The following is a 24,580-nucleotide window of genomic DNA, read 5'->3' on the forward strand; positions in this document are numbered from 1 at the left end:
TCGCGGGCCGGGCGCGCGGCGGGCATCCCAGCATGCGCCAGCTCTTCCGCTTCGATCCCGTGCTCGGCTACCGCTTCGTGCCGGGGCTGCGGGCGCGGGTTCCGCATGAGGACGGCGGCTACCCGATTCGCACCAACGCGCTCGGCTTTCGCAGCGACCATGAGTTCGTCGGCGAACCGAAGCCGGGCATGCGACGTGTCCTTCTGTTCGGGGACTCGTTCACGGCCGGCGACGGCGTCCCGAACGCCGAACGCTTCGGCGACCGCCTGTCTAATCTGATGCAGGGCGTGGAGATATACAATCTCGGCCTGCCCGCGACGGGCACCGATCAGCAATATTTGTGCTGGCGGGAATTCGGGCGCGAAATATCCCACGATCTCCTTGTAATCGCCGTGCTGATCGACAATATTCGGCGGATCAAGCCCACATACACGCCCCTCATCGACGAATCGGGGACGTTCTGCGCCTATGCGAAGCCTCGTTTCGAGCTCGGACCGGACGGCCTGTCCCTGCGGGGCGTCCCCGTTCCGCGATTTCCCTTCGGGGCCAGCGCCCTCTCGCCGGAGACGAGCGCCGGCTTGCGGCAGATCAAGCATTACGGCCGGCTCGCGCCGTCGCCCGCCCCCCTGCCGGAATACGACGACGCGGACGACCCCTCATGGCTCCTGATGCGGGCCATCCTGACGCTCTGGATCGCGCAGAGCCGGCGGCCGGTGCTGATCGTGCCGCTGCCGCTCCACGATTTCGTGGAGGGCGAGGCCGACCCGTCAGCCTACCGCGCGCGCTTTTCCGAGCTGAGCGAGGCGACGGGCTGCCTCCTGCACGACCCTCTGCCCGAGTTGCGGCGTTATCCGCCCGAGACGCGCCGGGGGTTCCGGTTCCCGCGGGACATCCACCCGACGCCCGCCGGACATCGCGCCCTGGCCGCCTCGATCCGGCCCGCCATCGAGCGGGTGCTCGCCGGAACGGGCGATGCCGGATAGGCGCCGGGGGCGCGCGGCCGCGATGACGGCCCGGACGGCGGGGCGGCCATGACGACGCGCGTGCTCGGAATCTCCGCGCTCTACCACGACGCCGCCGCGGCGCTCGTCGTGGACGGCCGCATCGTCGCCGCCGCGCAGGAGGAGCGCTTCTCCCGGCGCAAGCACGATCCCCGCTTTCCCCTCCAGGCGATCAACTACTGCCTGGAGGAGGGCGGGATCGACATCGCGGACATCGACGGGATCGCCTATCACGACGACCCCGTGCTGACCTGGGACCGGGTGGTACGCGGCTGCATCGCGGCGGGCGAGCCGAGCCGAAAGCAATTCGAGGCGGCGGCGCGGACGATCCTCGGCTCGAAGCTGTGGATCCAGCGGCTGACGCGCGATCTGCTCGGCGGCCTCGGGGCTGCGGGAAGCCTGCTCACGGCCGGGCATCACAAGGCGCACGCCGCCTCGGCGTTCTATCCCTCGCCCTTCGACCGGGCCGCGATCCTCACCGTCGACGGCGTCGGGGAATGGGCGACCACGACCATCGGCCTCGGCGAGGGATCGGAGATCGAGCTCCTGCGCGAAATCGAATACCCGCATTCGCTCGGGCTCCTCTACAGCGCGGTCACGCAGTTCTGCGGGTTTGCCGTCAATGACGGCGAGTACAAGCTCATGGGGCTCGCGCCCTTCGGCGAGCCGCGCTACGCGCCGCTGATCCTCGACCGCCTGATCTGCCTCGGGGAGGACGGCGCGTTCCGGCTGAACACCGGGTATTTCGGGTTCCTCGACGGGCTGGAGATGACCAACGCGCGCTTCGCCGAGCTCTTCGGCGGCCCGGCGCGGCTGCCGGAATCGCGCATCACCCGGCGCGAGCGGGACATGGCGGCCTCGATCCAATGCGTGCTGGACGAGGCGGTGCTGCGCCTCGCCCGCACCGCCAAGCGGGAGACGGGCGCCCGCCACCTGGTCATGGCCGGCGGGGTGGCGCTCAACTGCGTCTCGAACGGCAAGCTCCTGCGCGCGGGCCTGTTCGACGGCCTGTGGATCCAGCCGGCGGCGGGGGATGCCGGCGGCGCTGTGGGGGCGGCGCTCCTGGCGGCGCATACGCATTTCCGCGTCCCGCGCCCGCCCATCGCCGGGAGACGCGACGGGCAGAACGGCAGCTTCCTGGGGCCGGCCTTCGGCGGCGAGGAGGTGCGCGCCCTGCTCGACCGGCACGGCCTCCCGCACCATGTCTGCGCGGACGACGCGGCGCGCGCCGCCATCGTCGCCTCAGCCCTGGCGGAGGGCAAGGTCGTCGGCGTCCTGCGCGGGCGGATGGAGTTCGGCCCCCGCGCCCTCGGCGCCCGCTCGATCCTGGGGGACCCGCGCGATCCCGCGATGCAGCAGGCGATGAACGTGGCGATCAAGAACCGCGAATCGTTCCGGCCCTTCGCCCCCGCCGTGCGGCGCGAACGGGCGGCGGAGTATTTCGATCTCGAGGGCGAGAGCCCCTACATGCTGCTCGTCGCGCCGGTCCGCGCGGAGCGCCGCCTTCCGCAACCGCCCGAGATCCTCGACGCCGACGATCTCGTCGCGACGATCGGCATGGCGCGCTCCGACGTGCCGGCGGTGACGCATGTCGACTACAGCGCCCGCGTCCAGACCGTCGACGCGCGGGACAATCCGGATCTCCACGCGCTGCTCACCGCCTTCGAGGCGCTCACCGGCTGCGGGGTCCTCGTCAACACCTCGTTCAACGTGCGCGACGAGCCCATCGTGTGCAGCCCGAGGCACGCCTATGCCTGCTTCATGCGGACCCGGATGGACCTGCTCGTCCTCGAGGACTGCCTCCTGTGGAAATCGGAGCAGCCCCCGGTCGGTACGCCGATCCCGATGCTCGCGGAGCTGGAAGCCACTGTGCGGCTCCTCGCCGACGAGTTCGATCGGGCCCTCGCGGAGGAGGGTATGGCGGAGCGCGTCGCGGCGGAGATCGCGGACCTCTTCGAGACGACGATCCTGCCGCTCCACGAACTCGCGGCCGCGCGGGGCATCCGCCCCCTGGACGACGCGCCGGCCGCTCCGCCGCGCTTCATCGCCCGCGCCGAGACCGAGCGCCGCAGGGGCGTTCGCGGATGGACCGTGGCGGCCTATGACGACGAGCACGGGCTGGCCGAGGCCCTTCGGTCGCTATGGGAGCGCGAGACGGACCTCCCGCTGGCGGAGGCGAGCGCCCGGCACGCCCGGACCGCGCGCATCCTGGCGGACGCGCTGCCGCCGGAGACGGCGGATGTCGCGACCTCGCTCTACGCGATGTTCTGAGGGTCCCGTCCGCCCATCGACGGTCCCGAGCCGGCTTTCATGGGATCGGCAATCGAAACCCCGCATTCGCGAACCGCCGGGCCGCATGCGGCGAGCGGATCGACGCCATATCGGCGGGAAATATTCTACTCTTGGACGATCAATGCGGTCGCGGCCTTGCGATTTTCAGGCGTGATCGCACGATTGTCAGGTTTCGACGTCGCGATCCCATGTTGTGAAGTCGCGCCGTATTGATCATACTCGCCGCTATTCCCGAGGACCGGAGCGTTCGTCGGCGCCGCATCCGTCACGCTCGGCCGCGGGATCGGGCGCCAGCTCACGAGGGATCATGATCCGCATCCTGCTCATCGGCGAGGCGCTTCGGTCCCGGAGCTTCAACGGCGCCAACAAGGCGCTGCCGGTTCTCGCCTCGGCGCTTCGGAATGCCGGCTTCCGGGACGTCCTTCAGCTCGATCTCGAACGCGGCGACGTCACCATCGAGGATGTCTGCCGCGCGGCGGTGCGCAGCGATCTCGTCGCCTTCGCCGGCTGCATGTCGCCGCAATGGCCGGAGCTCGACGTCAGCGCCGCCCGCGTCTGCGACGCCCTGTTGCAGGCGGGCCGGGAAGACGTGCCGGTGATCGTCGGGGGCTACGCCGCCAAGGGCGTGGAGGACATCGCGCGCGCCTCCCCCTGGATCAGCGCGTTCTTCGAGGGTGAGGGCGAGGACGCCATGCCCCGGATCGCGGAGCTGGTCGCCGCCGGCCGCTTCCCGGAAGGCCGCGCCGAGGTCCAGGGCCTCTGCTACGTCGCGCCGGACGGCCGCTTCCACCGCAGCACGGCTCCGCGCGTGGCGAATTTCGACGCCATCGACCAGGGGCTCGGCTTCGTCCACGTCCCGGCGGTGCACGACATGGACATCTTCCGCGCTCCCGACGGGCGGCAGCTGAAATCGGCGCAGCTCTTCACGCAGCGCGGCTGCCCCTGGCGCTGCGGATACTGCAACAAGAGCACGGAGGGGGGCGGCGTCGCGCGGCTCGGGGAGGCATCCCTGCGCGACCAGCTCGAATCCTTGCGCGCGCAGGGGTTCGAGGCGGTCTATCTCGACGTCGACACCTTCACGGTCAATCGCGCCGCCGCCGAGCGCGAGGCCCGGCTGCTCGGGGAAAGCGGCCTGAAATGGGGGTCCAACACCCGCATCGACATGATCGACGCAGGTATGATGCAGCATTTCGTCGCCCATGGCTGCGACTACATGTTCTTCGGCGTCGAGCATATCGACCCCGGCGTGGGCCTCGCCATCGGCAAGTTCAACGGCAGCTGGTCGACGCAGCTCCGCGATGCGGAGAATTATCCGTCGCTGGTGGTGCGCGCCTTCGCCGACATGCGGGCGGCGCGGCTGCCGAGCAGCTACTTCATCATCCTCGGCCTGCCGAAGGCGGTGCTGGACGAGTCCGGCTCGCGCGTCGTCGCCTACCGGCCCACGGATTTCGAGGAGGACATCGCGGCGATCCGCTTCGGGATCGAGCGGTGCGAGCCCGACTATCTCAACCTCAACGTCCTGCGCTTCATGCCGGGCAGCGCCGCCGCGGACGCGCCGCACCATCCCGCCTATTCCTGCGTGCGCCCCTCGGGCGCGGCGCCGATCACCGCCGGATACTTCCTGCCCCGCGTGGCCGAGGCGCGCGGCTACACGGTACCGCGCAACCATCCCGTCTATCGCCTGTGCGAATCGGTGGGGCTCAACCAGCCCACCACCACGGCCCTCGACCCCGAGCGCGTCCACCGGACGGTGGAGACCACGATGCGCATGGTCAACGCGCATCCGCGCGCCAGCGGCCGGCCGGCGATGCGGCTGTTCATCGAGCGCGACCTCTTCGAGGCCAAGCTCGTCGGACGGGACGAGGACGACCGCTACTGGATGGCGCCGCTGCGCGAATGGGAAGGCTACGAGCCGGGCGCCGATCACGGCTCCGACCGCGCCGCAGCCCTCGCCTTCGAGCGGCTCGCCCATGCGGGCGGACGGCCTGCCGCTTCCCCGGCCCGGACCGTCGATCTCGCCGCCCTGTAGAGGCTCCGCCGGGGAAGGACGGCGCGGCCGTATGGTTTACGCCGTCCGAAATGGTTCCGCGAACGACGCGCGGTCCGCGCGGCATGAACGGCCATGTCGAACCCAAGCAACGCGCCGGCCGGAGCCGCGAGCCGCAGGGTGCGGGCCGATCAAGGTAACGGCATTGTTTCGGCTTCTCGGACCGGTGCCGCGAAATGCTCGGGCCTCGTCCACTGCCAAAGACTTTTTCGTGCCGCGATTGCACACTCGTGCTTGCGTTCTTCTGTGATCCGCTTAAAGGTCCGAAACAGGATAAGCAGAAGGAATGTCGAATGTCTGAGGCAGTGCCGGTCGAGCACAACAACCACGTAGAACTCGCCGCCGATATCGTGTCGGCCTACGTCTCGAACAACTCCATTCCCGTCGCCGATCTCGCCGCCCTCATCGCGAGCGTGCATGCCGCGCTCTCCGGTCTCGGCCAGACGCAGGCCGCCTCGGAGGAGCCGGAGAAGACCAAGGCCAGCCCGGCGCAGATCCGCAAGTCCGTCACCCCCGACGCGCTGGTCAGCTTCATCGACGGCAAGCCCTACAAGAGCCTGAAGCGCCACCTGACCCGGCACGGCCTCGACGCGCACGGCTATCGCGACCGCTACGGCCTGCCCGCCGATTACCCGATGGTGTCGGCGAGCTATTCGGCCGCACGCTCGGCGCTCGCCAAGAATCTCGGCCTCGGCCAGCAGCGCCGCAAGACGGCCGAGGCCCCCGCCACGCCCGAGCCGGCGCCGGAGCCCGAGGTCAAGAAGACCCGCGGCCGCAAGAAGGCCGTCGCCGACGCCTGAGCGGCGACGCCCGGAACGATGCGAGAAGGCCGGGCCCGCCGCAGCGGGTCCGGCCTTCGCCGTTCAGAACACGAGCCGGTAGCGCCGGAAATCGTCGGCCGGGGTGAAGCTGTCGTAGAGGCGCCGGGCGAGGGCGTTGTCCTCGCGGGTGTGCCAGTAGAGGCGCCCCCAGCCGCGCGCCTGGGCGAGGGCGACGAGGTCGTCGATCAGCGCGCGGCCGACACCCGCCCCGCGCAGGTCCGGCCGCACGAACAGGTCTTCGAGATAGCAGACCGGCGCCAGCGTCCAGGTGCCCGCGTGCAGGACCGACAGGGTGAAGCCGGCCGCCGCGCCGTCCCGCTCCGCGACCCGGCCGAGGAGGGGCGCCTCGGGATCGAGCACGCGGGCCCAGGTGGCCGCCGTCACCGCCTCGGGCAGCGCCTCGCCGTAGAAGGCGAGATAGCCCGACCAGAGGCCGCGCCAATCCGCCTCGTCGTCGGGGCGCAGGTCCCGCACCCGCCATCCGTCTCCGCTCATGTCAGCCGCCGTTCTTCTTCTCCGGCCGCGCTTGGCGCCGCTCGGCGATGGCGATGCCGCAGAGCACGAGCAGCAGCGCCACAGCATCGGGCCGGCCGAAGGATTCGCCCACCAGCGCCACCGCGAGCAGCGCGCCGAAGACGGGCACGAGGTTGACGAACAGGCCGGCGCGGTTCGGCCCGATCAGCTCGACGCCGCGCATGAAGGAGAGCTGGGCGGCGAGGGTGGGCCCGAGCGCCACGAAGGCGACGATGGCCCAGCCCTTCGGCGTCGGCCAGATCAGGTGCCCGGCCGCGTATTCGACGGCGAGCGGCGGCAGCGAGGTCAGGAAGGCCGCCGCCGCCATGGCCGTGAAGAAGGTGACGCCGGAGACCGGCGGACGTGCCGGCAAACCAACCGTGTAGCCGGCATAGAAGATGCAGGCCGTGAGCATCAGGAGGTCGCCGCGGTTGAAGTTCATGGTCGCCGCCACGGTCCAGTCGCCGTGGGTCGCGGCGACCGCCGCCCCGAGCAGGGTGACGACGACGCCGATCCCCTGCGCGAGCCGCACGGGCGTGCCCCGCACGGCGACGTTCATCAGGATGACGAGCACCGGGATCGCGCCCTGGAACAGCGCGAGGTTGACGGCGCTCGTGTAGGCGCCGGCCGCGTAGAACAGGCTCGCATAGATGGTGTAGCCGCAAGCGCCCATCAGCAGCACGCGCAGCCAGTAGGGCGCCAGCACGCGCCGCTCGGCCAGGAACCGGCGGCGCGCGATCACCAGCAGCACGACACAGGCGATGGCCCAGCGCAGGCAGGTGAGCACCTGCGGCGAGACCTCGCCGGGGGCCCAGCGCCCGGCGACCGTGTTGCCCGCCCAGAGCAGCGCCGTCCCGACGAGGAGCGGATAGGCCGTCGAGGCGGCGGCGCCCGCCGGCAGCGCAGCCGGCTGGGCGGCCGAGACGATCTCCGTGCGCTTCATCGCGGGAGCCGCATGGTCCCGAGAGTCTTCGCGATCGCGAAGGCGCGGGAGAGGAGAGCCCCGAAGGCCGGCCGGCGGCCCGTCCGCATCGTCCTCATATGCCTGTCATCCTCTTGGCCCGCCCTCTTTGGCCCGTGCTCTTCGGTCCGGCCACGCCCTCCGCCGGTTCGCGCGGCCGCTCCGTCATAGGGCGTGGCCGGCCGCGTCGACAGTCTACCCGCTTTCAGCGGGCATCGTGGAAGATGATGCCGACGACGTGGCGCGCCCCGGAGCGCAGCCGGCTGACGCCGTGGCGCAGATTCACCCGGTAATATCCCCGCGCGCCGCGCAAGGGGCGCGTGTGGACGGCGAAGATCACGCCCTCGCCCCGCGTCAGATCCACCACCTCGGCGCGCGACTGCATGCGCGGGCGCTGCTCGGTCAGCACGAAGGCGCCCCCGGAGAAGTCGCGGCCGGGCCGCGAGAGCAGGATCGCCACCTGCAACGGGAAGACGTGCTCGCCGTAGAGGTCCTGGTGCAGGCAGTTGTAGTCGCCGGGGCCGTATTTCAGCAGCAGCGGCGTCGGCCGGGTCTGGCCGGCGTCGTGACAGCGGCGCAGGAAGGCGGCGTGGTCGGCCGGATAGCGGATCTCGCTGGCGAGTGCCGCGTTCCAACGGTTCGCCAGCGGCACGAGGCGCTCGTAGAGGGCCGGCCGCAAGCCGGCGACGGGATCGGGCAGGGGATAGGAGAAGTAGCGGTATTCGCCCCGTCCGAACCCGTGCCGGGCCATGACGACGCGGCTGCGGAAGCGCGCGTCCTCCGCGTAGAGGGCGCGCAGCGCCGCGCATTGCGCCTCGTCGAGGAGCGGTCCGGTGGCGGCGCAGCCGAAGGCGTCGAGATCCGCCTCGATGCGCGCCCAGTCGAGCCCGGCGACGACGGCTGCGGGATCGCTCACCGCGTCACCCCCTCGCGGGCCAGGAGATCGCGCTTGCGCTCGACGCCCCAGCGGTAGCCGGACAGCGCACCGTCCGCCCGCACCACGCGGTGGCAGGGAATCGCCACGGCGATGGCGTTGGCGCCGCAGGCGCGCGCCACCGCCCGGACGGCGGCGGGCTCGCCGATGGCGCGGGCGATCTCGGCATAGCTCGCCGTGCGGCCGGCCGGAATCTTCCGCAGCGCCGCCCAGACCCGCTGCTGGAAAGCGGTGCCGCCGATGTCGAGGGGCAGGTCGAGCCCGCGCGCCGGAGCCTCGACGAATCCGACCACCCGCGCGACGAGCCTCTCGAACGCCGCGTCGCCCCCGATCAGCTCGGCCTTGGGGAAGCGGTCCTCGAGATCGCGCACCAGCGCGGCCGGATCGTCCCCGAGCAGGATCGCGCAGACGCCCTTGTCGGTGGCGGCGACGAGAATCGCGCCGAGGCTGCACTGCGCCACCGCAAAGCGGATCGCGGCGCCGGTGCCGCCCGCCTTGTAGGCGCGCGGGCTCATGCCGAGGCGCGCGCCCGCCTCCTCGTAGAACCGGCTCGACGCGTTGAACCCGGCCTCGAACACGGCGCGGGTGACGCTGGCCCCCTCCCGCAGCCCCTCGGCGACGCGCTCCGACCGGCGGGCGGCGGCATAGGCCCTCGGCGTCACCCCGGTGGCCGCCTTGAACACGCGGTGGAAATGGAAGGCGCTCATCCCGGCCGCGCGGGCGAGATCGGCCAGCGGAGGCGGGGTCTCGGCCTCCTCGATCAGGCGGCAGGCGCGGGCGAGGGCCTGCGCCTGCCGCTCCTCCCGCGAGGGCTCGTTCGGGCGGCAGCGCAGGCACGGCCGGAACCCCGCAGCCTCGGCCGCCTCGCAGGTGGGGTGGAAGCCGACATTCTCCGGCCGGGCCGGACGCGCGGCGCAGCTCGGCCGGCAATACACGCCGGTGGTCCGCACCGCGTAGACGAAGAGGCCGTCGGCGCGGCGGTCGCGGGCGGCGAGGGCGGCGCGGCGCGCGGCCTCCGTGGCGAAGGCGGACTCCGGCGCGGGCGCGAGGGTCGTGGCGGCGCTGTCCGGGTGCATGGCGGAACTCCCTGTCCTGCGGTTGCCCGGCCCGGAGGCCGGCGTCGTCCGCACCTTGTCCGGTCCGCCCGCCCGCTTCATCCCGCACCTTGCCCGGCAATCGCCGCCTGCCGGTCCGAGTCATGCGCCCAGAGATGCAGCGCCGCATAGGCGCGCCAGGGGCTCCAGGCCGCCGAGCGCGCGAGAAGCCCGCCCGGCGTCGGCCGACCGTCGCCCCGGTCGAGGGCGCGCAGCAGGCCGATATCGCCCGCCGGCATGGCGTCCGCCTCGCGCAGCGCCCGCATGGCGATGTACTGCGCCGTCCATTCGCCGATGCCCTTCAGCGCCTTGAGCCGCGCCACCGCCTCGGCGAGCCCCCGGCCGGGATCGAGCAGGTCCGGCGTGTCGCAGAGCGCCTGGGCCAGGCTGCGGATCGCCCCGGCGCGGGCGCCGGGCATGCCGAGCGCCGAGGCGATGTCGGCCTCGGCCAGCCGCTCGGGCGCCGGGAAGAGATGGGTGATGCCGTCCGGTCCGGCGAGATGCGGGGGCAGCTGCGTGCCGAAGGCGGCGACCAGACGCCCGGCGAGGCGGGTCGCCGCGCTCACCGAGACCTGTTGGCCGAGGATGGCGCGCACCGCCATCTCGAACCCGTCCCAGGCGCCCGGCACCCGCAGGCCAGGGCGCGCCGCGACCAGTTCCGCCAGCAGCGCGTCGCGGGACAGATGCGCCCCGATCACCACCGGGTCGGCCTCCGCATCGAAGAGGCGACGCAGCCGCGCCGCCGCCTCGGCCGTGCTTCCGGCAAGGGACAGGGTGACGGTGAGCGCCGTGCAGGCCGCGCCCGCATCGGGCTCCACCGCGAGCCGTCCGGGGCGGTCGTCGAGGACGACGCTGCGCAGATAGCGCCCCTCCGGCGCCGCCTCGATGCCGGGAATGGCGCGGCCCGCGAGGAAGGCATGGATCGCCGGCCAGTCGTAGGGCGTCCTGACGGCGATGGCGAACGCGTCGCTCACGGGATCGGCGGCTCCGGTCCGGGCTCTGAGGCGGCTTGGATCACGCCGGCCGCCCCGAGTCGAGGCGCCGCCTCCGCGAGGAAGGCCGTCACGCTCTGCCCGTGCGGGGAGGGGAGGCGACGACCTTCGACATCGTCTGCGAGGGTCGCAGCCCGTGCGTGGCGAGCGCGCGATTCGTGCCGGCGGGCGCGCGCTTCCAGGGCCGCATCGCCATGCGCATGGGCGGCAAGACCATGACCATGACCGGGGGCGCAGTCCGGCCGCCGCAAGGGCGATCGCGAAGGAGGATCGCCCTTCTGACACCCCTCGCGAGCCGGAAACAGAAGGGCGAATGCGGCAGGATTCGTATTAATTTCGCCACACTGTTGTGACCCTGCATCACGCATGCGCTTTCTGCGACGAGCACAGCGGCCGGACGACCAGCGGACCGGGGAATCCCGGACCGGGGATATCCTCGCGCCGGCGGCCGAGGAGCCCGTGGGCGACGGCGAGACCGCGCTGAAACCCGGCCCGCGCGGGCCGGGCGGGATCGGCGCGGTGGTGGTCGGCACCGCGCTCGTCTGCGCCATCGGCACCTTCCTGGTGCTCGCCGGCGTCATCAAGGTCACGCCCACCCCGACGATCGGGCTGACGCTGCTCGGCATCAACGTCGTGCTGGTGGTCGGGCTCGTGGTCGTCATCGCCTGGGAGGCGCGGGTCTTCCTGCACGCGCGCCGGGCGAACGCGGCGGTGGCGCGGCTGCATACCCGCATCGTCGGCCTGTTCAGCCTGATCGCGATCCTGCCGACGATCCTGCTCGCGGTGGTCGCCTCTGTCACGCTCGATCGCGGCCTGTCGCTCGGCTTCACCGACCGGGTCCGCGACGTGACCCTCAAATCCGTCGAGGTGGCCGACGCCTATCTGGAGAACCAGTGCCAGAGCCTCGCCCGCGAGATCCGCATCCTGGGCGACGACCTCACCCGCGCGCGGCCGAACTTCGACGCCAACCGGGAGTGGTTCGAGAGCTTCCTGACCACCCGCGCCACCAATCTGGGGCTGCCCGTCGCCCAGCTCATGCGCGGGCCGGACATGGTGGTGGCGCGCGCCAAGATCGACATCCTCAAGGAGACCCGCGTGCCCTCGGCGGCCGCCTTCGAGGAGGCCGGCAACTCCCCCGATCCAGTCTGCCTGCTGCCGACGGAGGGCCGGGTCTTCGCGGCGATGCTGCGCATGCCGGCCTACGACAACGCCGTGCTGCTGGTGCAGCGCGAGGTCAGCCAGCTCGCCATCGACTTCCCCGGCGTCTCGCGCGCGGCCGCCGCCGAGTACCTCGCCTACGACGCGCTGCGCCGGAACATCCAGGTCGCCTTCGCCTCGGTCTTCGTGCTGATCGCGCTGATCGCGCTGCTCTCGGCGGTGTGGTTCGGGCTGAACTTCGCCAACCGCTTCGTTGCCCCGATCCGCCGCCTCATCAACGCCGCCGACCAGGTCGCCTCGGGCAATTTCTACGCGCAGGTGCCGGCCCGGAAGAGCGACGGCGACCTCGCGCATCTCGGCGCCAGCTTCAACAAGATGACCCAGGAGCTGCGCCGCCAGCATGACGGGCTCACCGCCGCGAGCGACCTCATCGACCGCCGCCGCCGCTTCACGGAGGCCGTGCTCTCGGGCGTCTCGCCCGGCGTCATCGGCGTCGACGCGGCGGGGCAGGTGACGATCGCCAATCCCGGCGCGATGCGCATGCTGGGACTGAGCGCAGAGGAGCTGATCGGCCGCCCCCTCACCGAGGCCGTGCCCGAGCTCGCGCCCCTGCTGCCGGAAGGCGAGGGGCGCCAGCGCGCGCTCCAGCAGCAGATCCAGCTCACCCGCGACGGGCGCGAGCGCACCGTCACGGTGCGGATCACGACGGAGCAGGCTCAAGGGCAAGCGCGCGGCTTCGTGGTGACGCTCGACGACATCACCGATCTCGTCTCGGCGCAGCGCACCTCGGCCTGGGCGGACGTGGCGCGCCGCATCGCCCACGAGATCAAGAACCCGCTGACCCCGATCCAGCTCTCGGCCGAGCGCATCCGGCGCAAGTACGGCAAGGTCATCACCACCGACAAGGAGGTGTTCGACCAGTGCACGGCGACGATCGTCCGCCAGGTCGACGAGATCAAGCGCATGGTGGACGAGTTCTCGTCCTTCGCGCGCATGCCGAAACCCGCGATCGCCGAGCAGGACCTCACCGAGATCGCCAAGCAGAACCTGTTCATGATGCGGGTCGCGCATCCGGATCTCGATTTCGGCTTCTCGGCCCACGGCGTCGGCGGCAACGAGCGCGTCACCGCCGCCTTCGACATCCGGCTGCTGTCGCAGGCGCTGACCAACATCCTCAAGAACGCCGTCGAGGCGGTGGCCGCCGTGCCCGAGGAGGAGCTCACGAAGGACGGCGGCAAGGGCCGCGTCGACCTCGCGCTCTCCATCGACGACGGCTTCGCGGTGATCGATGTCACCGACAACGGCAAGGGATTTCCCGCAGAGGGGCGCCAGCGCCTGCTGGAGCCCTACATGACGACCCGCGAGGGCGGCACGGGGCTCGGCCTCGCCATCGTCAGCAAGGTGCTCGAGGAGCATGGCGGGGGGCTCGAGTTGAACGACAACCCTGCTGGGCGGGGCGGGCGCGTGCGCCTGCGCGTGCCGCGCGAGCTCGGCCACGACGAGGCCGCCGTCAAGGCGGCGCAGGGCACAGGCGAGGCCAAGCCCGCGCCGACGACGGACGGGAAGGGCGCTCCCCAAGAGGCGCCCGACGAGGAGATGCTGCCGGAGATGATGCGATGAGCGCCGATATCCTGATCGTCGACGACGAGGCCGACATCCGCGACCTCGTGGCGGGCATCCTCGACGACGAGGGCCACCGCACCCGCACCGCCGGCTCGTCGGACGACGCGCTCGCCGCGATCGAATCGCGCCGCCCGCACCTCGTCTTCCTCGACATCTGGCTCCAGGGCTCCCGCCTCGACGGGCTCCAGGTGCTCGACCTCATCAAGGCCGGCCATCCCGACCTGCCGGTGGTGATGATCTCCGGCCACGGCAACATCGAGACCGCCGTCTCGGCGATCAAGTCGGGCGCCTACGACTTCATCGAGAAGCCGTTCAAGGCCGACCGCCTGATCCTCGTGGCCGAGCGGGCGCTGGAAGCCTCCCGGCTCAAGCGCGAGGTCAAGGACCTCAAGACCCGCTCCGGCCAGGCGAGCCGGCTCGTCGGCGGGTCGGTCGCCGTCAACCAGCTCCGCCAGACGGTGGAGCGGGTGGCGCCGACCAATGCCCGCGTGATGATCTCGGGCGCGCCGGGCTCCGGCAAGGAACTCTCCGCGCGCACGCTGCACGCCACGTCGAGCCGGGCGAACGGGCCGTTCGTGGTCATCAACGCGGCGACGATCACCCCCGACAACATGGAGGCCGAGCTGTTCGGCGTGGAGGCCGGCGAGGGCCGGGTCCGGCGCGTCGGCGCGCTGGAGGAGGCCCATGGCGGCTCGCTCTACATCGACGAGGTCGCGGACATGCCCCGCGAGACCCAGAACCGCATCCTGCGCGTCCTCGTGGACCAGAACTTCCAGCGCGTCGGCGGCACCACCCGCGTGCATGTGGACGTGCGCATCATCTCCTCCTCCTCGCGGGACCTCGCCGAGGAGATCGCGGCGGGGCGCTTCCGCGAGGACCTGTTCCACCGCCTCTCGGTGGTGCCGATCCGGGTGCCGGCGCTCGCCGAGCGCCGCGAGGACGTGCCGGAGCTGATCTCCTTCTTCATGGACCAGATCTCGGCCTCCACCGGCCTGCCGCGCCGACGCATCGCCGAGGACGCCATGGCGGTGCTCCAGTCGCACGACTGGCCGGGCAACATCCGCCAGCTCCGCAACAACGTGGAGCGGCTGATGATCCTCACCTCGGCCGACCCGGACCTCGAGGTCACCTCCGAGATGCTGCCCACCGAGATCGGCACGCTGGTGCCGACCACCCCGAACGGGGCGGGCGGCGAGAAGCTGATGAGCCTGGCGCTGCGCGAGGCCCGCGAGATCTTCGAGCGGGAATATCTCGTGGCGCAGATCGCGCGGTTCTCGGGCAACATCTCGCGAACCGCCGAGTTCATCGGCATGGAGCGCTCTGCCCTGCACAGGAAACTGAAGTCGCTCGGCATCGGGCCGTGACGGAAGGGGCCGCCCCGTCGCATGCCGCCCCTTGCATCGCGGCGCGATCGCCTGCGTAATGCAAAAGCCGATGCGGCCGACCGGGGCGCGTAAGATCGGCTCAAGAGGAGAAGTCCGGGCCCGGCGACCGCTTCCGGTCGCATCCACGGGTGCCGGGACAGGACCACGAAGGACAACAAGAAATGGCGGGCGAACGCGCACAGAACCTTCAGGACACGTTTCTCAACCACGTCCGCAAGAACAAGATCCCGCTCACGATCTTCCTCGTCAACGGCGTCAAGCTCCAGGGCGTCGTGACCTGGTTCGACAATTTCTGCGTCCTTCTGCGCCGGGACGGCCACTCGCAGCTCGTCTACAAGCACGCGATCTCGACCATCATGCCCGGCCACCCCGTCCAGCTCTTCGAGCCCGACGAGACCGCGCCCGAGAAGGCGTGAGACGGAAAAAGAACGCCCGGCCGCCCGCGAACGGCGCTCCCTCGCGGGGGAGGCGCCGTCGCCCGATTCCGGCCGGGACATGCGTCCATCGCGAAGGCTGAATGACCGAACCCCTCACCCCCGGCGAGGCCCGGCTCCAGGCGCAGGCCGCGCCCGAGGGCGAGATCGCCGCCTCCACCCGGACCCTCGTCGTCGGCCCCTATCCGGCACGCCCCGCGACGGGACTCGCGGGGCAGGGCAGGCCAGTGCCGTCGCGCTCCGTCGACGCGCGGCTCGACGAGGCCGTGGGCCTGGCCGCCGCCATCGATCTCGACGTGACGCAGGCGATGGCGCTCTCCCTGCCGAAGATCCGGCCCTCGACCTACCTCGGCAAGGGCCGGGTCGATGAGATCGCCGGGCTGATCGCGGCCGAGGAGATCGGCCTCGTGGTGATGGACTGCGCGCTCTCGCCGGTGCAGCAGCGCAACCTCGAGAAGGCCTGGGGCGCCAAGGTCATCGACCGCACCGGGCTGATCCTGGAGATCTTCGGGCGCCGCGCCTCCACCCGCGAGGGCACGCTCCAGGTCGAGCACGCGCATCTCGCGTATCAACGGAGCCGGCTGGTGCGGTCCTGGACCCACTTGGAACGCCAGCGCGGCGGCTTCGGCTTCCTCGGCGGCCCCGGCGAGACCCAGATCGAGGCGGACCGCCGGATGATCCAGGAGCGCATGACCCGCATCGAGCGCGATCTCGATTCGGTCTCCCGCACGCGCGGCCTGCACCGGCAGAGCCGAGCGCGGGTGCCGTATCCGATCGTGGCGCTCGTCGGCTACACCAATGCCGGCAAGTCGACGCTCTTCAACGTCCTGACGCAGGCGAAGGTGCTCGCGCAGGACATGCTCTTCGCCACCCTCGACCCGACGGCCCGCGCCACCAAGCTGCCGCATGGCGAGACGGTGATCCTCTCCGACACGGTGGGCTTCATCTCGGACCTGCCGACCTCGCTGATCGCGGCCTTCCGGGCGACGCTGGAAGACGTGATCGAGGCCGACATCCTGCTGCATGTGCGCGATGTCTCCCACGGCGACACCGAGGCCCAGGCCGAGGATGTCGGCGAGGTGCTGCGCGAGCTCGGCATCGAGGACAGCGCCGAGCGCGTCATCGAGGTCTGGAACAAGGCCGACCTCCTCGACGAGGCCGAGCGCACCCGGCTGTTCAACCTCAGCGGGCAGGGCGGAGGCGCGCGCTCCGACCGGGACGGCAGCGCCCCGGTGCTGGTCTCGGCGCTGACGGGGGAGGGGCTGCCGGCGCTCACCGCCCGGATCGAGGCGAGGATCGCGCGGGCGCGCTCGACCTTCGCAGTGATCCTGCCCCCCGAGGACGGCGCCGCCCTGCACTGGCTCTACGAGAATGCCGAGGTGCTCGACCGAAGGATGGAGGAGAACGGCACCCTGCATCTCGCCATCCGCATCGCGCCGGAGAAGGAGCCGCGCTTCCTCAACCGCTTCGCGGGCGCGCGGCGGATCGGGCGGGGGTGATCTTCGCGTGAGGATCGCCGGCCGCTACGTGTGACAAAACGAATTAATCCGTCGCCTTGAGCGTCGGCGGGCTGGACCCGCCGCTTTCCCCCGCTAGGCTGGGCGCCTAACCGAACGGCCGCTGACAGGCCGGCGGCCAGGGAGGGAGCATGAGCGCCAGCATCACCGAAGCGCCCGCCGCGGGCGCCGCGGAACCGTCCTTCCTGTCGCGCGAGCGCATCGTCGCCAAACCCGGCTTCAACCGCTGGCTGGTGCCGCCGGCGGCGCTCGCGATCCATCTGTGCATCGGCATGGCCTACGGCTTCTCGGTGTTCTGGCTGCCGCTCTCGCGCGCCATCGGCATCACCCAGTCGAAGACCTGCCCGGACATGACGCTGGTCACGGCCCTGTTCACCACCACCTGCGACTGGCGCGTGGCGGATCTCGGCTGGATGTACACGCTGTTCTTCGTCTTCCTCGGCGCCTCCGCGGCGGTGTTCGGCGGCTGGCTGGAGCGGGCGGGTCCGCGCAAGGCGGGGCTCGCGGCGGCGCTCTGCTGGTGCGGCGGCATGGCGATCTCGGCGGTCGGCATCGTCACCCACCAGCTCTGGATGATGTGGCTCGGCTCCGGCGTCATCGGCGGCATCGGCCTCGGGCTCGGCTACATCTCGCCGGTCTCCACCCTGATCAAGTGGTTCCCCGACCGGCGCGGCATGGCCACCGGCATGGCGATCATGGGCTTCGGCGGCGGCGCGCTCATCGGCTCCCCGCTCGCCGCGCTGCTGATGGACCGGTTCAAGACCGCCGATTCCGTCGGCGTCTGGCAGACCTTCCTCGTCATGGCGGCGGTCTATGCCGTGTTCATGACCGCCGGGGCCCTCGGCTACCGGGTGCCGCCGAACGGCTGGAAGCCGGAGGGCTGGAGCGCCCCCGTCGCCAAGGCCGGCATGATCACCAGCCGCAACGTGCATCTCGACGACGCCCACAAGACGGTCCAGTTCTGGCTGATCTGGGCGGTGCTGTGCCTCAACGTCTCGGCCGGCATCGGCGTCATCGGCATCGCCTCGCCGATGCTCCAGGAGATCTTCGGCGGCAAGCTGATCGGAGAGCCCGGCCTCGCCTTCTCCGCCCTCGACGCTGGGCAGAAGGCGAGGGTCGCGGCCATCGCCGCCGGCTTCGTCGGGCTCCTGTCGCTGTTCAACATCGGCGGGCGCTTCTTCTGGGCCTCGATGTCGGACAAGCTCGGGAGGAAGCTCACCTACGCGATCTTCTTCGCGCTGGGCATCGCGCTCTATGCCGGCGCGCCCTGGGCCGCCAATCACGGCGCGCAGGCGCTGTTCGTGCTCGCGATGTGCGTCATCCTGTCGATGTACGGGGGCGGCTTCGCCACGGTGCCGGCCTATCTCGCCGACATCTTCGGGACGCAGTTCGTCGGCGCCATCCACGGCCGGCTGCTCACCGCCTGGTCGACGGCGGGCATCGTCGGGCCGGTGGTGGTCAACTACATCCGCCAGGCGCAGGTCGATGCCGGCATCGGCGGGGCCAAGCTCTACGACGGCACCCTGTACATCCTCGCCGGGATGCTGGCGCTCGGCTTCGTCGCCAACCTCCTGATCCGCCCCCTCAAGGACCGCTGGTTCATGACGGACGCCGACGTCGCGGCGCTCCAGGCGAAGGGCGCGGGGACGGCCGCCGGCCCCTCCGGCTCCTTCGGCATCGGACGCGGCGGCCTGACGCCGGCCGCCGCCGCGGCCTGGGCGGTGGTCGGCATCCCGATCGCCTGGGGCATCTGGATCACGCTCTCCAAGGCGCTGATCCTGTTCGGATGACGGACGGTCCGGCGTCGTGCTCCCGGCGCCGGACCCAGTATTCGGCGGCAAGCTTTCCTTAACGACATCCGGGCGCGGAAGCCGCCGAGGGCGGTCTTCTTGGGATCGCGAGCCCGAACCGCTGCCGAACACTGTGCGCGGACGCACATGGCGCGCGTTCCGTCCTGCATGGCTGCATGGCGCATTCCGGTAGTGGTGCGATGCGGCGGCCGGGGCCAGATTGGCGGGGTCACGCGGGACCCGAGGGATTTCCGGGCCCGGCTACACCCTGGGACACGCCGTCATGGAACACGTCGCTCTCGACATCGCCACCGCCCGCACGCTGGTCTCCGCCCTCGTCGTGGTCGCGGTCACGGTCTTCTCGCTCGCCGCCTTCGAGCAGGGGATCCGTCACATGGTGAGCGACATGCGCGCCGGCGCCGCCAAGCCCACGCCCTCCGACCGCTAAGGCACGGACCTCTATCGGCCGTCGGCCGTCCGCAGGCCGTACCAGAGGTCCTTGACCTGATCGTAATGCGTCTTCGGGCTGTAGGCCGCGACGCGCAGCTCCGTGTAGCGCGCCGTCAGCCGGCCGACCGCCTGGACGACGCCGTAGGAATAGATCACCCGGTCGCGCTGGGCCGTGATCAGCGCCACGCGGGCGTTGAGAAGCTCCTGCTGCGCGTTCAGGACGTCGAGGGTCGTGCGCTGGCCGACATAGGCCTCCTCGCGCACGCCGTTCAGGGCCACCTCGTTGGCCTGCACCTGCGCCTGCGAGGCGATCACCCGCGCCTTGGCCGATTCGAGCTGGCCCCAGGCGGCCACGATCCCTGAGCGCACCTGGTCGCGGCTCTGCTCGACCTGGATGCGGGCCTGGCCGGCCAGCTCCTTCGCCTGACGGATCTGCGCGTAGGTCTGCCCGCCCTCGTAGATCGGAACCGTCAGGCGGCCGACGATCTGCGCGGTGTAGCCGTTCGAATTCGCGAAGGATTGGTCGTAGCGCTGCTGGACGGAGCCCTGGAGGCTCACGTTCGGCATCAGCGCGCCCTCCAGCACCTTCACCTGCGCCTCCGTCGAATCGACGTTGTGCAGGGCGGAGATGATCGCCGGATGCTCCTTGAGGCCGATATCGACGGAGGCGTCGAGGCTCACCGGCACGAAACGGTCGAGGGGGCGGCCGGGGGCGAGCTGGCGCGGCTCCACGCCGATGAACTGGCGGTACAGGCCGATGCTGGAGCGCAGCTGCGCCTCCGCCGCGCCCACATCCGCCCGCGCGCCGGCGAGCCGCGCCTCGGACTGCGCCACGTCGGTGCGCGTCACCTCGCCGATCTTGAAGCGCTCGCGGGTCTGGCGGAGCTGTTCCTCCAGCACCTCGACGTTGTTGCGGCGCAGCTCCAGCGTGGCCGTGTCCGACAGCACGCTCATATAGGCCTGCACGGCGCTGTAGAGCACCGTCATCTCCGTGCCCCGCAGCGTCTCCCGCTGGCTGAACACCGTCGATTCCGCGCGCCGCGTGTTGTTGTCCGTCTGAAATCCGTTGAACAGCGTCTGGTTGATCGTGATCCCCGCCCCGCCCGGAAGCGTGGTCTCCTTGTAGAATTGCCGGCTCAGCGTGCCCTCGAATGTCGAGACGCCGATATCGGCGCTGACATTGACCGTCGGCCGATAGCCGGCGAGGGCTGCCGGCACGTTCTCGTCGGTGGCGCGCACGCCGGCGCGGTTGGCGTTGAGCTGCGGGTTGCTCGAATAGGCCCGCGCCAGCGCCGTCTCCAGCGTCTCGGCGCCGACCCCGGAAGACTGCGCGAGACAGCCCGCGAGGACGCAAACGCCCGTGGCGAGCCGTCGCAGAGGAGAGGGATGGCGCGTCGATGACATGAGCGAAAAGTAAAGCGGCATGCTTAATGCGCCGCTAACGGCGGCCCGCGCGGGGCCGGCCCGATCCGGTACGGCGCCTCCACAGCCCCTTCGCGCCGCCTCCGCGCGGGGGGGGGGGGGGGCGCCGAGACGAGTTGTTGATAAGTCGAAGGCCCCGAGCGCGCCGCTCCGTCGCGCGCGGAGGTCCCGCAGACCGGGAGCGTATTTTGCGTCGCAAACACCAATTGCCACCGAGTATCGAATGGCGTAGCGAGGCAATCGATGCTTGATCTTCCAAACAGACGGTCGAGGCCTCAAGGCGACGGGGTGCCTCCGTCTCGGCGGAGCGGCACGCGCATCAAGTCACGCCCGGCGCGCCACCGAGGCCGGCGCCGGCCAACACTGCATTCGGAATGCGTCCGCCTCGCCGGACTATGTGCATTATTGCACGGACGCCTCTGAGACCGTCCCGTATGGCCGGTGGCGAGACCGGTGGGACGGACGAGCGGCGGCCGGATGATCCCGGCCGATGGAACGTCTTGTTGAGGCCGACGCGATCGTCAGGAGCGCCGCGATGACCGAGGACCAAGCCCCCGAGGATCAAGCCTCCTTGCCGGCCGGCGGCCCCGAGGTCAGCGTCGTCATCTCGGTGAAGGACCGCAAGGCGCTCCTCGCCGAATGCCTGGAGGCACTGGCGGCGCAGAGCCTCGGCCTCGCCCGGTTCGAGGTCGTGGTGGTGGACAACGTCTCGCGCGACGACATCGCCGCCGTCTGCGCGGAGGCGCGGAGCCGGGGACTGGACATCCGCTGCCTGCGGATGGAGCGGGACCGCGGGCCGGCGCCGGCCCGCAACCGGGGCGTCGCCGCCGCGCGCGGGCCCGTCATCGCCTTCACCGACAGCGACTGCCGGCCCGAGCCGCAATGGCTGGAGCGGGGCCTGTCGGCCTTCGAGGACCCTGCGGTGGCCTTCGCCACCGGCCCGGTGCTGCCCAAGCCCGAGCAGAGCGCCACGCTGAGCTCGAAGCTCACCTTCGTGACGGCGAGCGAGCACCCGACCTTCCCCACCGCCAACATGCTCATGCGCACGGGCATCTTCCGCGCCTTCGGCGGATTCGACGAGAGCCTGTCCTTCAAGGATCCCCTCGACCGGGCGACGGAATGCGCCGACACCGACCTCGCCTGGCGGGTGATCAAGGCCGGCCATGCCCGCCGCTTCGTGCCCGAGGCGGTGATGCGCCACGAGATCGAGAACCAGCCGCTGCTGCAATGGGTGCTGGAGCCGACGCGCCTGTTCCTGCTGCCCGCCCTGGTGCAGCGCCATCCCGAGCTGCGCGACGCGCTGCTGACGGCGAAGCTGTTCTTCTACCCGCCGATGATGGCGATCTACGCCGCCGCGCTCCTCGCGCTGGCCGCCGTGGCGTGGAAGCCGTGGCTGCTGGCGCTGTTGCCGCTGGCGCTGCTGGCGCGCGGCATCCAGCGCACGGGATCCCTCGATCCGAGGGTGCTCGCGGCCCATGCGGGACGGGTGCTCGCGCATCTGCCGCGCATGCTGGTGATGAGCCTCTCGCTCCTCTACGGCAGCCTGCGCTTCCGGGCGCTGGTGCTCTGATCCCCCGGCAACCGGAGCGCCAGAGGCCCCCTTTGCGGATCGCCGTCACCCATCCCACGGCATGGCCGGAGGTCCGGCGCGGGTCCGAGCGGCTGCTCCACGACCTGTCGCACCGCCTCGCCGCGCGCGGGCACCGGGTCACGGTCGTCACCAGCGCCCCCGGCACGCGGGCGCGCAGCGAGCGCGAGGGCGCGGTCGAGCGGCTGATCCTGCCCCGCCGCAACCCGCCTTCGCCGATCGCCGGCCGCTGGTTCAACGGCTTCCACCTGTTCGGGCTCGACCTCGCCCGGCTCCTGGCCACGGAAGGGTTCGAGGCGGTCCACTGCCTGAACTACCACGATGCCGCCGGCGCCCTGGCGGCGCGGCGCGCGGGGGCCCGCTTCCGCCTCGTCTTCCAGTGCACCGGCATCCCGGTGCGGCGCTATTTCCGGCGCATCCCTCTCGACGGGCTGCTGTTCCGGCAGGCGGTGCGCCGGTCGGACGCCGTGGCGGTGCTCTCGCATTTCGCCAAGGAGGCGCTCGCGCGCGATTACGGGGTCGCGGGCCATCTCCTGCCCTCGCCGACGGAGACCGCCCCCTTCGAGATCGACGTCCCCGCGCCGGCCGAGCCGCGCATCCTGTTCACCGGCGATGCCGACGAGCCCCGCAAGGGCGCGCTGCTGCTGGCCCGCGCTTTCCCGGCCATCGCCGAACGCCTGCCCGGCGCCCGCCTGATCTATTCGGGCAAGGCGGGCGACGCCGTCCGCGCGGGGATCGCCGAGGCCCTGCCGGAGAGCCTGCGCGGGCGCGTCGAAATCCTCGGCGTCGGCCGGGTCGAGGATCTGCCGGCCCTCTACGCGGGGGCGACGGTCTGCGTGAACCCGGCGATCTGGGAGGCCCTCGGCAACGTGCTGATCGAGGCGCTCGCCGCCGGCACGCCCGTGGTCGGGGCCCGCCACGGCGGCATCCCCGACATCGTGAGCGAGGGCCGGACGGGCTTCCTGTTCGATCCCGGATCGGTCCGGGGCGCGGCGGTCAACGTCGCCGGCCTCGCCGATGCCGTGGTGCGGGCGGCCGAGCTCGCCGGGCACCCGCAGACGCGCGCCGCCTGCCGCGCGCAGGCCCGGAGCTTCGGCTGGGACGCGCTCGCCGGCGCCTACGAGGGGCTGATCGCCGGCCCGGCTCCGGCGGCCGCGGCGGTCGGCGCCCTGGCCTCCGGGAGGGGGATTCCCGCGCGATGACCCCCACCGCAGGCATCGCGCCCCGCCCCGCGCCGACGCCGGATGCAGATGCCGGCGTCCCGCTCTCGGTGCCCGACCTCTCCGGGCGCGAGCGCGCCTATGCCGCCCAGGCGCTCGCCGACGGCGAGTTCGGCCCGTCCGGCCCGTTCCGCGACCGCTTCGAGACGCTCTGGGCCGCGCGCAACGGCACGCGGCGGGCGATCACGCTCTCCTCGGGCACGGCGGCGCTGCATGTCGCCCTGGCGGCCCTGGGGATCGGAGCGGGGGACGAGGTGGTCGTGCCGGGCATGACCTACGTCGCCAGCGCCAACGCCGTGCTGCACGCGGGCGCCACGCCGGTCTTCGCCGATGTCGATCCCGAGACCTGGTGCCTGTCCCCGGAGGCCGTCGCGGCGGCGATCACCCCGCGCACCCGCGCGATCATGCCGGTCCATCTCTTCGGCCTGCCCTGCGACATGGATGGGCTGGCCGCGCTCGCCCGGCCGGCGGGCATCGCCCTCGTCGCCGACGCGGCCCACGCGCCGCTCGCCCTCTACGGCGGCCGGCCCGTCGCAGAGGCCGCGACGCTGACGATGCACTCCTTCTTCCACAACAAGACGCTGACCTGCGGGGAGGGCGGCGCGCTCCTCGTCGACGACCCCGATCTCGCGGAGATCGCGACGGAATTGCGCGCCCACGGCCTCGGCATGGCAGGGAGCCTGGGCGGCGGCACGCATTACCGCCGGCTCGGCTACAACTACCGGCTCACCAACCTCGCCTGCGCCATCCTCTGCGGGCAGGCGGAACGGGCGGATTCCATCCTCGCCGCCTGCACGGCGCTCGACGCGCGCTACCGCGAGCGCCTGCCCGCCGGAATCCGCCCCCAGGGAGGCCGCGCGGGGACGCTGCGCGACCACTGGATGTTTCCCGTGCTGCTGCCGCCGGACGCGCCGCCGCGCGACGAGATCGTGGCGCGCCTCGGGGAGGAGAGAATCGGGTGCCGGCCGTTCTTTCCGACACCCGGCGCGATCGGGCATCTCGCGCCCTACGGCGCCGGACGGCCGCTGCCGGTCTCCGAGCATCTCGCCGGCGCCGGCCTGATGCTGCCCCTGCGCGCGACCATGACGGCCGGCGATGTCGATAGGGTGGTGGAGGCCCTCGCACGCGCCCTCCAGTGAGGCGCCGCCCCCCCCACGAGGATGGGATCGGCAAGGCGTGGACGGCGATCCGCGCACGATTCGTGCTGCGGCGCACAGGCGACACCCGCTCCCGGCGAGGTCGCGGCACGGGTTCGGCTTTCACCCGCCGGCCATACGATCGAAACCCCGCTTTACGTGCATCCCATCGATGCAGGTGCTGCGCGTTGTTTCATCGATA

General features: G+C 71.6%; 19 protein-coding genes and 1 pseudogene. 14 read left to right on the plus strand and 6 right to left on the minus strand.

The genetic code is table 11. The annotated features are described in order from the left end of the window. Positions 1-32 precede the first annotated feature (32 nt). The 4 genes and pseudogenes from ACP56T_RS13730 to ACP56T_RS13745 all read left to right on the plus strand — a co-directional run bounded on the left by ACP56T_RS13730 (position 33) and on the right by ACP56T_RS13745 (position 6,140). A complete protein-coding gene (locus tag ACP56T_RS13730) occupies positions 33-983 on the plus strand; it encodes an SGNH/GDSL hydrolase family protein (protein ID WP_430912688.1) in 951 nt (316 codons plus the stop codon). 48 nt (positions 984-1,031) lie between these two features. Continuing rightward, positions 1,032-2,828: pseudogene (locus ACP56T_RS13735) on the plus strand (carbamoyltransferase family protein); the annotation flags it as partial. Between the two features lie 772 nt (positions 2,829-3,600). After that, positions 3,601-5,322, plus strand: coding sequence for a B12-binding domain-containing radical SAM protein (locus ACP56T_RS13740; protein ID WP_430912689.1), 1,722 nt, complete (start codon positions 3,601-3,603; stop codon positions 5,320-5,322). Between the two features lie 311 nt (positions 5,323-5,633). Continuing rightward, positions 5,634-6,140, plus strand: a complete 507-nt coding sequence (locus ACP56T_RS13745; RefSeq protein ID WP_430912690.1) for a Ros/MucR family transcriptional regulator — start codon at positions 5,634-5,636, stop codon at positions 6,138-6,140. A 63-nt stretch (positions 6,141-6,203) separates the two neighbouring features. On the opposite strand, the gene ACP56T_RS13750 is transcribed toward ACP56T_RS13745, so the two are convergent. The 5 genes from ACP56T_RS13750 to ACP56T_RS13770 all read right to left on the minus strand — a co-directional run bounded on the left by ACP56T_RS13750 (position 6,204) and on the right by ACP56T_RS13770 (position 10,637). Continuing rightward, positions 6,204-6,656, minus strand: a complete 453-nt coding sequence (locus ACP56T_RS13750; RefSeq protein WP_430912691.1) for a GNAT family N-acetyltransferase — start codon at positions 6,654-6,656, stop codon at positions 6,204-6,206. Position 6,657: 1 nt separating this feature from the next. Then, positions 6,658-7,617, minus strand: a complete 960-nt coding sequence (locus tag ACP56T_RS13755) for a DMT family transporter (RefSeq protein ID WP_430912692.1) — start codon at positions 7,615-7,617, stop codon at positions 6,658-6,660. Positions 7,618-7,840: 223 nt separating this feature from the next. Continuing rightward, positions 7,841-8,551 carry a 2OG-Fe(II) oxygenase gene (locus ACP56T_RS13760; protein ID WP_430912693.1) on the minus strand — a complete coding sequence of 237 codons (711 nt, stop codon included), beginning with the start codon at positions 8,549-8,551 and terminating at the stop codon, positions 7,841-7,843. Continuing rightward, on the minus strand, positions 8,548-9,645 hold the full coding sequence (gene ada, locus ACP56T_RS13765; RefSeq protein WP_430912694.1) for a bifunctional DNA-binding transcriptional regulator/O6-methylguanine-DNA methyltransferase Ada: 1,098 nt from the start codon (positions 9,643-9,645) through the stop codon (positions 8,548-8,550). The genes ACP56T_RS13760 and ada overlap by 4 nt, the downstream gene beginning before the upstream one ends. A 77-nt stretch (positions 9,646-9,722) precedes the next feature. Beyond that, on the minus strand, positions 9,723-10,637 hold the full coding sequence (locus ACP56T_RS13770) for a DNA-3-methyladenine glycosylase family protein (protein WP_430912695.1): 915 nt from the start codon (positions 10,635-10,637) through the stop codon (positions 9,723-9,725). A gap of 35 nt (positions 10,638-10,672) precedes the next feature. On the opposite strand from ACP56T_RS13770, the gene ACP56T_RS13775 reads away from it, so the two are divergent. The 7 genes from ACP56T_RS13775 to ACP56T_RS13805 all read left to right on the plus strand — a co-directional run bounded on the left by ACP56T_RS13775 (position 10,673) and on the right by ACP56T_RS13805 (position 19,010). Continuing rightward, positions 10,673-11,008, plus strand: coding sequence for a hypothetical protein (locus ACP56T_RS13775; protein ID WP_430912696.1), 336 nt, complete (start codon positions 10,673-10,675; stop codon positions 11,006-11,008). Positions 11,009-11,114: 106 nt separating this feature from the next. Continuing rightward, complete coding sequence (locus ACP56T_RS13780; RefSeq protein WP_430912697.1) at positions 11,115-13,433, plus strand: sensor histidine kinase; 2,319 nt, start codon at positions 11,115-11,117, stop codon at positions 13,431-13,433. Then, positions 13,430-14,800 (plus strand): nitrogen assimilation response regulator NtrX, encoded by a 1,371-nt coding sequence (gene ntrX, locus ACP56T_RS13785; RefSeq protein WP_430912698.1) that lies wholly within the window; start codon positions 13,430-13,432, stop codon positions 14,798-14,800. The genes ACP56T_RS13780 and ntrX overlap by 4 nt, the downstream gene beginning before the upstream one ends. Before the next feature lie 182 nt (positions 14,801-14,982). Continuing rightward, positions 14,983-15,237 (plus strand): RNA chaperone Hfq, encoded by a 255-nt coding sequence (gene hfq, locus ACP56T_RS13790; RefSeq protein WP_003600267.1) that lies wholly within the window; start codon positions 14,983-14,985, stop codon positions 15,235-15,237. Between the two features lie 101 nt (positions 15,238-15,338). Continuing rightward, the gene (gene hflX / locus ACP56T_RS13795; protein WP_430912699.1) at positions 15,339-16,754 is read left to right on the plus strand and encodes a GTPase HflX; all 1,416 of its coding nucleotides are present in this window, start codon (positions 15,339-15,341) and stop codon (positions 16,752-16,754) included. Positions 16,755-16,903: 149 nt separating this feature from the next. Continuing rightward, positions 16,904-18,562: an OFA family MFS transporter gene (locus ACP56T_RS13800; RefSeq protein ID WP_430912700.1), complete on the plus strand. Its 1,659-nt coding sequence runs from the start codon at positions 16,904-16,906 to the stop codon at positions 18,560-18,562. 283 nt (positions 18,563-18,845) lie between these two features. Continuing rightward, positions 18,846-19,010, plus strand: a complete 165-nt coding sequence (locus ACP56T_RS13805; protein ID WP_430912701.1) for a hypothetical protein — start codon at positions 18,846-18,848, stop codon at positions 19,008-19,010. 11 nt (positions 19,011-19,021) lie between these two features. Here the strand turns inward: ACP56T_RS13805 and ACP56T_RS13810 are convergent, their stop codons facing one another. Then, positions 19,022-20,437, minus strand: a complete 1,416-nt coding sequence (locus ACP56T_RS13810; protein WP_430912702.1) for a TolC family outer membrane protein — start codon at positions 20,435-20,437, stop codon at positions 19,022-19,024. Positions 20,438-20,969: 532 nt separating this feature from the next. On the opposite strand from ACP56T_RS13810, the gene ACP56T_RS13815 reads away from it, so the two are divergent. The 3 genes from ACP56T_RS13815 to ACP56T_RS13825 are packed head-to-tail and all read left to right on the plus strand — an operon-like array spanning position 20,970 to position 24,381. Next, a complete protein-coding gene (locus tag ACP56T_RS13815; RefSeq protein WP_430912703.1) occupies positions 20,970-22,004 on the plus strand; it encodes a glycosyltransferase family 2 protein in 1,035 nt (344 codons plus the stop codon). A gap of 32 nt (positions 22,005-22,036) precedes the next feature. Next, positions 22,037-23,224 carry a glycosyltransferase family 4 protein gene (locus ACP56T_RS13820; protein ID WP_430912704.1) on the plus strand — a complete coding sequence of 396 codons (1,188 nt, stop codon included), beginning with the start codon at positions 22,037-22,039 and terminating at the stop codon, positions 23,222-23,224. Beyond that, positions 23,221-24,381, plus strand: a complete 1,161-nt coding sequence (locus ACP56T_RS13825) for a DegT/DnrJ/EryC1/StrS family aminotransferase (RefSeq protein WP_430912705.1) — start codon at positions 23,221-23,223, stop codon at positions 24,379-24,381. Before ACP56T_RS13820 ends, ACP56T_RS13825 begins: the two co-directional genes overlap by 4 nt. The last annotated feature ends 199 nt before the right edge of the window (positions 24,382-24,580 follow it).

The organism is Methylobacterium endophyticum (assembly GCF_050591105.1).
Classification (GTDB): domain Bacteria; phylum Pseudomonadota; class Alphaproteobacteria; order Rhizobiales; family Beijerinckiaceae; genus Methylobacterium.